This window comes from Arthrobacter sp. UNCCL28 (genome assembly GCF_900102805.1).
Lineage (GTDB): Bacteria > Actinomycetota > Actinomycetes > Actinomycetales > Micrococcaceae > Arthrobacter > Arthrobacter nicotinovorans_A.
Genome location: NZ_FMWE01000008.1, coordinates 1 through 12,239, shown reverse-complemented (window position 1 = coordinate 12,239; position 12,239 = coordinate 1). Strand labels below are relative to the sequence as shown.

8 protein-coding genes and 1 riboswitch are annotated in these 12,239 nt (G+C 64.5%); of the genes, 6 read left to right on the top strand and 2 right to left on the bottom strand.

Annotation, left to right across the window (positions count from 1 at the left end; translation table 11 throughout):
* Positions 1 to 44: 44 nt before the first annotated feature.
* Positions 45 to 1,487, bottom strand: a complete 1,443-nt coding sequence (locus tag BLQ01_RS18370; RefSeq protein ID WP_091553448.1) for a purine-cytosine permease family protein — start codon at positions 1,485 to 1,487, stop codon at positions 45 to 47.
* Positions 1,484 to 2,488, bottom strand: a complete 1,005-nt coding sequence (gene speB, locus BLQ01_RS18365; RefSeq protein ID WP_175493488.1) for an agmatinase — start codon at positions 2,486 to 2,488, stop codon at positions 1,484 to 1,486. The genes BLQ01_RS18370 and speB overlap by 4 nt, the downstream gene beginning before the upstream one ends.
* Positions 2,489 to 2,676: 188 nt before the next feature.
* Between speB and BLQ01_RS18360 the strand changes: the two genes are divergently transcribed.
* The 6 genes from BLQ01_RS18360 to BLQ01_RS18335 all read left to right on the top strand — a co-directional run.
* Positions 2,677 to 4,206, top strand: coding sequence for a PucR family transcriptional regulator (locus BLQ01_RS18360; protein ID WP_091553443.1), 1,530 nt, complete (start codon positions 2,677 to 2,679; stop codon positions 4,204 to 4,206).
* 75 nt (positions 4,207 to 4,281) lie between these two features.
* A riboswitch (glycine riboswitch) is annotated at positions 4,282 to 4,380 on the top strand.
* A gap of 159 nt (positions 4,381 to 4,539) precedes the next feature.
* Positions 4,540 to 7,392 (top strand): aminomethyl-transferring glycine dehydrogenase, encoded by a 2,853-nt coding sequence (gene gcvP / locus BLQ01_RS18355; RefSeq protein WP_091553667.1) that lies wholly within the window; start codon positions 4,540 to 4,542, stop codon positions 7,390 to 7,392.
* 11 nt (positions 7,393 to 7,403) lie between these two features.
* Positions 7,404 to 8,552, top strand: coding sequence for a glycine cleavage system aminomethyltransferase GcvT (gene gcvT, locus BLQ01_RS18350; protein WP_091553441.1), 1,149 nt, complete (start codon positions 7,404 to 7,406; stop codon positions 8,550 to 8,552).
* 455 nt (positions 8,553 to 9,007) lie between these two features.
* Positions 9,008 to 9,391 (top strand): glycine cleavage system protein GcvH, encoded by a 384-nt coding sequence (gene gcvH, locus BLQ01_RS18345; protein ID WP_091553439.1) that lies wholly within the window; start codon positions 9,008 to 9,010, stop codon positions 9,389 to 9,391.
* Positions 9,388 to 10,707 carry a serine hydroxymethyltransferase gene (gene glyA, locus BLQ01_RS18340; protein ID WP_091553436.1) on the top strand — a complete coding sequence of 440 codons (1,320 nt, stop codon included), beginning with the start codon at positions 9,388 to 9,390 and terminating at the stop codon, positions 10,705 to 10,707. Before gcvH ends, glyA begins: the two co-directional genes overlap by 4 nt.
* Before the next feature lie 933 nt (positions 10,708 to 11,640).
* Positions 11,641 to 12,239: serine dehydratase beta chain (locus tag BLQ01_RS18335; RefSeq protein ID WP_302846723.1), on the top strand; the 599-nt coding region annotated here is incomplete at its 3' end.

Sequence of the window (12,239 nt, the reverse complement as noted above, 5' to 3'; positions counted from 1 at the left end):
GGAGATCAGGAGGCGGCCGGGTCAACGACTGGCCACGGGTGCCCTCAGATGAGGTCCGGGGTGAGTGCCGTTGCTGGGAACGTGGCTGGTTCAGTCTTCTTGCCGAACACCCGGGCCGCCACGTAATAGAGGGGAGCGACAACCACGAGTCCGACGATCCAGGAGATGTCCACTCCACCCATCGCCGCAGCCAAGGGGCCGGTGTAAATAGCTGTAGCCGAGAAGGGAACCTGGATCAGGGCGCCTGCCAGGTATGAGCCGATGGCGATCCAGTTGAACCGTCCGTAGACGCCGCCGTCGCGCTTGAAGAAGTCTTCAACCCGGTAGTCTCCGTGCCGCAAAAGGTAGTAGTCCACCAGGTTGATGGCCGTCCACGGAACCAGCACGTACATCAGGAAGGAGAGGAAGTTGGTGTAGAAGAGGATGAAGTTGTCGCGGGCAAAGAGGGCAATGGAGACAGCCACAACGAAGAGGATGATGGCGGCGATGGTGCGGGTCTTGGCACGTGGCAACCACGAGGGCCTGAAGGTCTGCCCGATGGTGAGGGTGCACAGGACACCGCAGTACAGGTTCATGGCGTTCGAAGCCGCAACTCCCAGGCAGAAGATGCCCACGATAATGAGGGTCCACGGCTGCAGCAGGGTGCCGAGGCTGCCGACGATTTCGACGTCGCCGGTGCTCATGGACACCGCGAGGGTACCCACCAAAGCACCCAGGATCATGGGGAACAGCGTGCCCAGGACGCAACCTGAGTAGGAAGCCCAGAAGGCCGGGCCGGAACCGGTGCCCTGAGGCATGTAGCGGGAGTAGTCGGAGACGTAGGGTGCGTAGGCCAGTTGCCACAACGCGGAAACGGAGATGGTGCCCATGAAGCCCACCCAGTTGAAGTTGCCCGTCTCCAGGAAGTTGCCTGGCAAGCCATGGACCATCAGGATCCAGCCGAACGCCAGCAGCAATGCCAACCCTGCCGCGACGCTGAGGACGCGGGCATAGGCGTGGATGAGCCGGTAGCCAAAGATCGTGGCGATCACGCTGACCACGCCGATGATGATGATTCCGCCGTCAACGCTGATGCCGGGACTGACCGCGGCCATCGCTTCGCCGCCGAACACCAGGTTCGCCGCGAAGAAGCCCACGTACATGACCACCACAATGACCACTATCAGCAGTGCACCGAAGGAACCGAACTGGCCGCGGGTCTGGATCATTTGGGCCACACCCAGTTGCGGGCCCTGGGCGGAGTGCAGCGCCATGAAGATGCCGCCCACCACGTTGCCGATGATGATGCCCACGATCGCCGGAACGAATCCCAGGCCGAACACCGTGGTGGCGAGCCCGCCGGTCACGATGGTCATGATCATGATGTTGGAGCCGAACCAGATGGTGAAGAGATCCCGCGCCTTGCCGTGCCGCTCGTTGAGGGGGATCGGCTGGATGGTCTTGTCCTCGAGGCGTGGCACCTCGGTTGTGACGGGCGCGGTGTTCATGACGCACTCCGGGATGCTGAAGCGAGTTCGCGGACAGCTGCGCTGTTTGACTTGCTGCGGTTCACCATCAGCCCCAGCAGATCGAACACCAGGGTGGCGGCGGCAACGGTGGTGATGTCCGCGTGATCGTAGGCAGGGGCGACTTCCACGACGTCGGCGCCCACGATGTTGATGCCGTTCAGTCCGCGGAGCAAGGCCAGGAGTTCGCGGGAGTGGAGCCCGCCCATCTCCGGGGTGCCGGTTCCGGGAGCGAAGGCCGGGTCCAGGACGTCGATGTCGATGGAGACGTACACGGGGGTGTCCCCGAGCCTGTCCTTCACGCGCTGGATGGCGGCCGGAACGCCGATGACGTCCAGGTCCGAGCATCGAATGATCTGGAACCCGAAGTCGTGGTCCCGGAGGAAGTCGTTGCGGTCATAGACCGGCCCGCGGATTCCTACGTGCATGGACTTGTCCTCCACCAGCAGGCCTTCCTCGAACGCCCGCCGGAAGATGGTGCCGTGCGTGATGGGCTGGTCGAAATAGGTATCCCAGGTGTCCAGATGCGCGTCGAAATGCAGCAGTGCCACCGGACCGTGGACTGTGTTCAGGGCCCGCAGCATGGGCAGGGCGATGGTGTGGTCGCCACCGATGGAGATGAGCCGCTTGTCCTCGCTGATCAGGGGCAAGGCCTGCTCCTCGATCTCACGGACTGCCCGGGCGATGTCGTAGGGGGTGCAGGCGATGTCGCCGGCGTCCACAACCTGGGCTTCGTACACAGGTTCAACGTCCAGCTCCGGGTGGTAGCCGGGGCGCAGGAGGCGGGAGGCCTCGCGGACCGCGGCAGGACCGAAACGGGCGCCGGGCCGGAAGGAGGTTCCGCCGTCGAACGGTACGCCGACGATCGCAATGTCGTAATCCGGGACGCGGTCGATTTGGGGGAGACGGGCAAAGGTGCCGAGGCCTGCATACCGGGGGACTTTGGTTGCATCAACCGGGCCGATGGGCTTGTGCGTTGTCATTGACGGATCCTTGGGGTGAGGGGTGCTCGCCGTTGAGCGGGAAGTACGTAATTCCATTGTTGGTGACGTGGATCACCCCGGATAGCGGTACATTGACTACAAATGGCCGAGCCGTTTAGACGAATGTCTAAGTCCCGCTGAACCGCGCGGCAGGACCCAACACAAAGGCCAGGAACCGGAGCGGAAACATGGCGATTACCGTCGCTGAACTCATCGCAGAGCCGCAACTCGGACTCACCCTCCTGGCCGGAAAAGCCGGCCTGGACAACCGCATCACCTGGGCCCACACCTCAGACCTGCCCAAGCTCTGGGAATGGGTCACCGGCGGAGAACTCATGATGACCAACGGCCTCTCCATACCCGCCGACGCAGCAGGCCAGGTGGCGCTCGCCGAGGCCCTCATGGACAGCGGCGCCAGTGCGCTGGCCATTGGCGAGAAAATGCACGCACCGCCCCTCACTCGGAAATTCCTGGCCGCCTGCGAGCAGCTCCCCTTGCCCCTGATCAACATCCCGTACCCGCTGCCATTCATCGCGATAGCCCGGTCGGTAGCCGAGTCCTCCCTGCTCGAAGAGTCGCGCCGGCTGCGGCAAACGGCCCGCGTCTACGATCTCCTCCGCACCGCCGGAGCCTCCGAGGACCACTGGCAAAGCCTGGTCCAGCGGCTGGCCACCGAACTCGACGCGGACCTGTTCGTGGTGGACCGCCGTTGCCTCCACCCCTGGCATCCCGACGGGCAGTCCCTCCCGGTGTTCCTGGCCGAAGAGTGGGCTCCCTTGTCCGGGCAGGTATCCCTCGCGGGGAAGAACTTCCAATGGCACCGCATCCGCGGCCGGCACGTGCTCACCATGGACATTCCCACCCATGCCAACGCGCTCCTGGTGGTGCTGCCCAACAACGAACCGCACCCGGACGCCGTCGTGCTTCTCCATGCCGCAACGGTGCTGGGACTGCAGTTGTCGCGCATTGTCTTGTCCCTGGAAGGCCGCCATCGCCTTGCCGGCGAGTTCCTGCTGCAGGCCATGGACGGGCGCCTCGGGGCCGCGGAGATGGAGAGCCGGCTGGCTGCATTCGACGTTCCGCCCGAGGAATTCCTGCTCGCCTCCCTGACGGCGGCCGCCGAACCAAAAGCGACCGACCAAAAAACTGCGGACGACGGCGACAAGCTGGCCAACGTACACATCGAACTGTGGCGGCACGGGGTTGCGTCGGCATCGCTGAAGCGGAACAACAGGCTCCACGTGGTGGTCCCGGCAGGCGTGCCGGACGACGTCCTGGTTCATTGCGCCGGCCTGGAAACCTCGATCGGAATCAGCGCACCGGCAGCAGTGTCCACTATCCAACGCGCATTGCAGGAGTCCCTCTGGGCACTTGGTTCCGCCCGGGCCAACAAGCTGGGGCTGGCCCGCTATGCCGAAGGGCCGTCGTGGCTTGGGCTTACCGGATTCGAGGAAGGAACGGCGCTGGTGAGACGGTTGCTCGGGCCGATTTTCGACTACGAACAGAGCCAGGAAGGCGACCTCATCCTGACGTTGAGGACGTATTTGGACTCGCAGCGTTCCTGGCAAAAGACCGCGGCTGCGCTCTTCGCCCACCGGCAAACCATCATTTACCGGATGCGGAAAATCGGCGAACTGACGGGGCTGGACATGGGGGAAACGTCCACAGTTGCCCAGCTCTGGTTCGCCCTGCAGATCCACGAGGCGATGCATCAGTAGCCACACCTTGCTTGCGCTTTTTCGCGGGAAGCGGCTATGGTGTGAAGCGTGTCACTCATGGTGATGCAACGCTTTTGATCTGCGGCGGGAGAGTCCTGCCGGTACATCCAGTCGGGCGCCGTAGGAGCAAATCCTCCCCAGGAATCTCTCAGGCCCATGTACCGCCGCGGGTAGGCAACTCTGGAAAGCAGTCCGGGTAACCGGGCTCACCGACGGTGCAAGCAGACGGCATGTGGAAACACAGTCTGCGGAATCTCTCAGGTCCAATACAGAGCGGGGAGGAACCCCACATCATCGTGGCGCTCACTGGGCGCCTGAATCATGGAGTTCCTCTTGACTGTTCAATCAACCCCCACCGCCTTCGCGGACCGGCACATCGGCGCCCGCCGCCAAGCCGATGTTGACACCATGCTCAAGGCCATCGGCTACGACTCTGTCGACGGACTCGTGGACGTCGCCGTCCCTGATTCCATCCGCCAGGACACGGCCCTGAAGTTGCAGGACGCCCTTACCGAGGTGCAGGTCCTCGCCGAGCTCCGCAAGCTCGCGTCCAAGAACAAGACCGCCGTTCAAATGATCGGCCAGGGCTACTACGACACCGTCACGCCCCCGGTCATCCGCCGCAACATCCTCGAAGCACCCGCATGGTACACGGCGTACACGCCCTACCAGCCGGAGATTTCCCAGGGCCGCCTCGAAGCGCTGCTGAACTTCCAGACCATGGTGCAGGACCTCACGGGGCTGCCGGTTGCCAACGCGTCGTTGCTGGATGAAGCCACTGCCGTGGCCGAGGCTGTGCTGTTGATGCGCCGGGCCAACAAGTCCAAGACGGCCAAGGACGGCAAGACGGTCCTGGACGCCGACCTCCTTCCGCAGACCATCGCCATTGTGAAGGGCCGCGCCGAGGCTCTTGGCTTCGAGGTTGTCATCACTGACCTTTCGGCAAGCCTTCCCGATGGCGACATCAACGGCATCGTCCTTCAGCAGCCCGGTGTTTCGGGCCGCGTGTTCGACCACTCCGCTGTGATCGCATCCGCGAAGGAACGCGGCGCGCTGGTCACAGTTGCCGCTGATTTGCTGGCGCTCACCCTCATCACGCCCCCCGGCGAACAAGGTGCGGACATCGCCGTCGGAACTGCGCAGCGCTTTGGTGTCCCGCTGTTCTTCGGCGGCCCGCACGCCGCGTACATGGCCGTCCGCGAAGGCATGGAACGCACCCTCCCGGGCAGGATCGTGGGTGTGTCCAAGGACAACGCCGGCGTCCCCGCTTACCGCCTCGCCCTGCAGACCCGCGAGCAGCACATCCGCCGCGAAAAGGCGACGTCCAACATCTGCACCGCACAGGCCCTGCTTGCGATTGTTGCCTCCATGTACGCGGTGTACCACGGTCCCGAAGGCTTGAAGTCGATCGCCGAGACAGTCCACGGCCACGCCCGCGTTTTGGCCGCGACCCTGCAGAAAGCCGGCCGCGAACTCATCTCCGAATCCTTCTTCGACACCCTCACGGTCCGCGTGCCGGGCAAGGCAGACAAGGTCATCGCCGCCGCCGAAGCCCGCGGCATCAACCTGCGCCTCATCGACGCGGACACTGTTGGCGTTTCCGTTGATGAAACCACGACGCCGGAGGTCCTCTCCGCTGTGGCCGTCGCCTTTGGTGCCGGCCCGGTAGGGGACGCCACCGGATTCGAATTGCCCGCTGAGGTAGTCCGCACCTCCGATTTCCTCCAGCACCCGGTGTTCAACACGCACCGTTCCGAGACGCAGCTGTTGCGCTATATCCGCAAGCTGTCAGACCGGGACCTCGCGCTGGACCGCACCATGATCCCGCTGGGCTCGTGCACCATGAAGCTGAACGCCACCGCTGAGATGGAAGCCATTTCCTGGCCCGAGTTCGCCTCCATCCACCCGTTCGCTCCGGACCACCAGACAGCGGGCTGGCGCGAGCTGATCGAGGACCTCGAAGCGGACCTGACGGAGATCACCGGCTACGACCAGGTTTCCATCCAGCCGAACGCCGGTTCCCAGGGCGAGCTCGCGGGACTCCTGGCGATCCGCGGCTACCACCTGTCCCGTGGCGACGAGCAGCGCAACGTCTGCCTCATTCCTGCCTCGGCCCACGGTACCAACGCAGCCTCGGCAGTGCTGGCCGGCATGAAGGTTGTTGTGGTGGCCACGGCTGCTGATGGGACTATCGATCACGCGGACCTTGCCGCCAAGATCGAGGCCAACCGCGAGGTGTTGTCGGCCATCATGATCACCTACCCGTCCACGCACGGTGTGTACGATGCCGACGTCCGCGAAGTCTGCGACGCCATCCACGCAGCCGGCGGCCAGGTGTACGTTGACGGCGCCAACTTGAACGCGCTGGTTGGCCTTGCCCAGCCGGGCAAGTTCGGCGGCGACGTGTCCCACCTGAACCTGCACAAGACGTTCTGCATCCCCCACGGCGGCGGCGGCCCGGGTGTCGGGCCGGTTGCTGCGAAGGCACACCTGGCTCCGTTCATGCCGGGCGACGCGAACAAAGCAGCGCACGAACCCGGTCACGGCGTTGCCATCTCCGCTTCCCGTTATGGCTCCGCCGGTGTGCTGCCGATTTCGTGGGCGTACGTGAAGCTCATGGGTGGCCAGGGCCTCACCGAGGCAACCAAGTCGGCGCTGCTGGCTGCGAACTACGTTGCTTCCCGCCTGGATGAGCACTTCCCTGTTCTGTACACCGGCGAGGGCGGGCTCGTGGCCCACGAGTGCATCCTGGACCTCCGTGAACTGACAGCCCGCACGGGTGTCACGGCCGAAGATGTTGCCAAGCGCCTGATCGACTTCGGCTTCCACGCCCCCACCCTGGCGTTCCCCGTTGCGGGCACCTTGATGGTGGAGCCCACGGAGTCCGAGGACCTTGCCGAGATCGACCGCTTCATCGAAGCCATGATCACCATCCGTGCCGAGATCGACCAGGTAGCCGACGGTGATTTCACTGTTGAGAAGTCGCCGCTGCGCAACGCGCCGCACACGGCTGCCGCCGTCGTGAGTTCCGCCTGGGACCGCGACTACCCGCGTGAGCAGGCCGCCTTCCCGGTCCACCACCTCAAGCAGGACAAGTACTTCCCGCCGGTCGGCCGTATTGACGGCGCTGCAGGTGACCGCAACTTGGTGTGCTCCTGCCCTCCCCTCGAAGCGTTTGAAAACTAAGGACTCCCCACATGTCTGAGAATTACACCGCTCTCTATGAGCAGCACAAAAAGGCCGGCGCCTCCTTCACGGACTTTGGTGGCTGGCAGATGCCGCTCAAATACTCCTCGGAGTTGGCTGAGCACCACGCCGTCCGCAAGTCCGCGGGCCTTTTCGACCTCTCCCACATGGGCGAAGTCTGGGTCACCGGCCCCGACGCGGCTGCCTTCCTGGACTATGCGCTGGTGGGCAAGTTGTCCGCCGTCGCGGTAGGCAAAGCCAAGTACTCACTGATCTGCAACGCCGATGGCGGCATCATCGACGACCTCATCACCTACCGTCGGCCCTCACCCGAAGACGGCGTGGACAAGTACCTGGTAGTCCCCAACGCGGGCAACGCGAAGGTGGTTGCTGCCGCACTTCTGAAGCGCGCGGCCGGTTTTAACGTTGCAGTGGAAGACGCTTCCGCCGAGACGTCCCTCGTCGCCGTGCAGGGCCCGAACGCCGAAGAGATCCTCCTGGGCCTGGTGCCGGCAGAACAGCACGCGTTGGTCACCGAACTGAAGTACTACGCGGCGGTGGAGGTGCCGGTAACGTTCGACGGCGGCACGCAGCAGCTGCTGCTGGCCCGCACCGGCTACACCGGCGAAGACGGATTCGAGATCTACGTCCCTAACCTCGATGCCGCAGGCCTCTGGGAAGCCTTGCTCGCAGCCGGCGAAGGCCACGGTCTGATCCCGGCAGGCCTCGCCGCCCGCGACTCGTTGCGCCTGGAAGCCGGGATGCCGCTCTACGGCAACGAGCTCTCCATCCACGCCAACGCCTACGCCGCCGGACTTGGCCCCGTTGTTTCCCTGGCCAAGGAAAGCGACTTCATTGGCCGGGAAGCGCTCACAGCCATCAAAGCTGCCGGCGTCGGATCCACACTGGGCCAGAAGCTGGTGGGCCTCAAAGGCACCGGACGCCGCGCCGCACGCGGACACTACTCGGTCCTCAAGGACGGTTCGCTCATCGGCGAAGTCACCTCCGGCCAGCCAAGCCCCACGCTCGGCTACCCGGTAGCGATGGCCTATGTCGACGTCGAGCATTCAGAGCCGGGCACGATCGTTGATGTCGATTTGCGCGGCAAAGCCGAGCCGTTCGAAGTCGTGCCGCTGCCGTTCTACAAGCGGGTCAAGTAAGTCCCGGCGGGAGTGGCTGGGTGCGTCACGTCCGGCTGGAGTGGCTTGGTGCGTCACGCCCGGCGGGAGTGGCTTCCTCCGCGGGCTCGGTCGCAGGAGCGCCCGCTGGGCGGGCGCGATGCTCTCTTGGACGCCCGCTTCCGGACGTCACTCCCGCAGGGGCTTTGTTGCCGGATGGCACTCCCGCGGGGGCCGCGCGGCTCAACTTGCGCACGGAACCAGGAGACCGAGGCAACCTGCTGAAAGGCGGGTTCCAAGTCACCGTTCGCGGGATCGGAACCCTGTGACTGACAGAAGCTGAGAAACGAACTCCGGAAGCGTGCGTCCAAGGAAGCGGCACGTCCGCTCAGCGGGCGTCTTCGCGACCGAGCACGCGGAGGAGTTCGGTTCTCTGCCACCCAGCCCGGGACCGCGGAACACAACAGTTTTAGGCATACGAGAAGTAAGGAATTGGAATGAGCAAAGTAGTTGCTGGATTGAAATACTCGGCTGAGCACGAGTGGGTTGCCGTTGATGGTGACGGGCCCGTGGGGATTGGAATTTCCGCGGTTGCCGCTGATGCCTTGGGCGACATTGTTTATGTGGACCTGCCTGAAATTGGTTCCACGGTGACTGCCGGCGAGACGTGTGGCGAGGTGGAGTCGACCAAGTCGGTCTCGGACCTCTACTCGCCCGTGACGGGGGAGGTGACCGAGATCAACGATGCCGTTGTTACCGATCCGGCGCTCATCAACAACGATCCCTACGGTGCAGGCTGGCTATTCAAGGTGGCCGCCACGGAGGAAGGGCCGCTCATGACGGCCGAAGAATACGCTGCAACGAACGGTGGAGAACTGTGAACCCTGTGTCTGTAACTGAGTACCAGCAGGTGGTGTCGGCGTCGTTGGATGCCCAGCTGTCCGAGCTTGATCCTGAGATCGCTGCGAAGATCGACGACGAACTGGGCCGCCAACGCGACGGCCTGGAAATGATCGCCTCCGAGAACCACACGGCCGTTGCGGTCATGCAGGCCCAGGGTTCCGTCCTGACCAACAAGTACGCCGAGGGCTACCCGGGCAAGCGCTACTACGGCGGGTGTGAGCACGTCGACGTGGTCGAGCAGCTCGCGATTGACCGGATCAAGGCTCTGTTTGGTGCTGAATTCGCCAACGTCCAGCCGCACTCCGGCGCCCAGGCCAACGCCTCGGTGATGCACGCACTGATCAAGCCGGGCGACACCATCATGGGCCTCAATCTCGCCCACGGTGGCCACCTGACCCACGGCATGCGGATCAACTTCTCCGGCAAGCTTTACAACGTGGTCCCCTACGGTGTCCGCGAGGACACGCACACCGTGGACATGGCCGAGGTTGAAGCCCTGGCGCAGGAGCACAAGCCTGCACTGATCGTGGCCGGCTGGTCCGCTTATGCGCGGCAGCTGGACTTCGCGGAATTCCGACGGATTGCCGACTCCGTGGGCGCCTACCTGATGGTGGACATGGCCCACTTCGCCGGCCTGGTTGCCGCGGGCCTGCACCCCTCGCCGGTTCCGCATGCGCACGTCACCACGTCCACCACCCACAAGACCCTCGCCGGTCCGCGTGGCGGCATCATCCTCTCCAACGACGCCGACATCGCCAAGAAGATCAACTCGGCCGTGTTCCCAGGGCAGCAGGGCGGACCGCTCGAGCACGTGATCGCGGGCAAGGCCGTGGCATTCAAGATCGCCGCTTCCGAGGAATTCCGTGAGCGCCAGGAACGTGTCCTCGCGGGCTCGCGCATCCTCGCCGAGCGCCTGATCCAGCCCGACGTCGCCGCCAAGGGGATCTCCGTGGTGTCCGGCGGAACCGACGTTCACCTGGTCCTCGTCGATCTCCGCAACTGCGAGCTCGACGGCCAGCAAGCCGAGGACCGTCTCGCCGCCGTCGACATCACAGTCAACCGCAATGCCGTGCCCTTCGACCCACGCCCGCCCATGGTCACCTCCGGTCTCCGGATCGGCACGCCGGCTTTGGCTACCCGCGGGTTCGGGGAGGCAGCCTTCCGTGAGGTTGCGGACATCATCGCCGAAGTATTGATCGCCGACGCCGACGCGGACCTTTCCGGCCTGCGGCACCGCGTTGACGTCCTCGCGAAGGCGCACCCGCTGTACCCGGGGATCGCGAACCTGAGCTAGCCGCTCGGTTGCATTGGCCGATGGGCCTGAAGTCCTCGGCGGGCTCGGTCGCATAGGCACCCGCTGAGCGGCTGCGATGCTCCCTTGGACGCCCGCTGCCGGACCTCAGGCCCATGAGGGCCGCATACCTGACCGCCGTCTCAGGACCGGACTCGGGTTCGCTTGTTTGTGAATGGATCCAGCTTCCGGGGGTGCTCCTTGGGCGTCCGGTTGGTTGGGGAGTGGGCGTCTGGGGCCGGTTCGGGGGGTTGCTGCTGGGGGTGCCGTGCGCACGGCATGTTTGGCAGTGATTCCTCGAAATGGAGGGGGTGTGTCAGGGTCCTCGGGGTTTGGCCAGGAGTCCTGGGCGGGCTCGGTCGCAGAGGCACCCGCTGGGCGGATGCGATGCTCCCTTGGGCGCCCGCTGCCGGATGCTTAGGCAGGGGGCCGCCGGGTGGTGTGGGTTTGCGCCGGTTCGGGGGTTTGCTGCTGGGGGTGCCGTGCGCACGGCATGTTTGGCAGTGATTCCTCGAAATGGAGGGTGCGTGTCAGGGTCCTCGGGGTTGGGCCAGGTGTCCTCGGCGGGCTCGGTCGCATAGGCATCCGCTGGGCGGATGCGATGCCCCCTTGGACGCCCGCTGCCGGATGCTTAGGCAGGGGGCCGCCGGGTGGTGTGGGTTTGCGCCGGTTCGGGGGTTCGCTGCTGGGTGTGCCGTGCGCACGGCATGTTTGGCAGCGATTCCTCGAAGTGGAGGAGCGCATGCCGGCGTCCGTGATGCGCACGGCATGTTTGGCAGCGATTCCTCGAAGTGGAGGGGCGTATGCCGGCGTCCGTGATGCCAACGGCATGTCTGGCTGGGGCCCCGAAATGGGGGCTGAAGGGTTTGAGGGTCCGCTCCGTTTGTTGGGGGCGGGGCGGGTTCTGCTTCGTTTTACTTAGGTTAGGAAATGACCATGGCCGTTGGGGTCTTTGATCTGTTCTCTGTGGGTATTGGTCCGTCGAGTTCTCATACTGTGGGGCCGATGCGGGCTGCTGCGGTGTTTGCCGGTGAGCTGAAGGACGCTGGTGTCCTGGGTTCGGTGGCGTCGTTGCGGGTGGATTTGTATGGGTCGTTGGCTGCGACGGGACGTGGTCATGGGACCATGACTGCCACGTTGTTGGGCTTGGAGGGGTATCACCCGGAGCTGATTCTGCCTGAGGAGGTGGAGGCGCGGTTGGCTGCTATTGCTGAGACGGGTGTGTTGAACCTGGCTGGTGCCTCTGGTGAGGGGGTGGAGTTGCCGTATGCGGTGGAGGACATGGTGTTGCATCCGTTGACGGTGTTGCCGCGGCATACGAACGGGATGAAGTTTGCTGTCTCGGATGCTGGTGGGGCTGTGTTGCGGGAGGCGACGTTCTTCTCTGTTGGTGGCGGGTTCATTGTCCGTGAGGGTGAGGAGAACGCGGCGCAGCAGGAGTTGGAGGAGTCCAAGAAGGAGTTGCCGTTGCCGTTTAGGACGGCGGCGGAGTTGTTGGGCCGGTGTGCGTCCAAGGGGTTGGGGATCAGCGACAT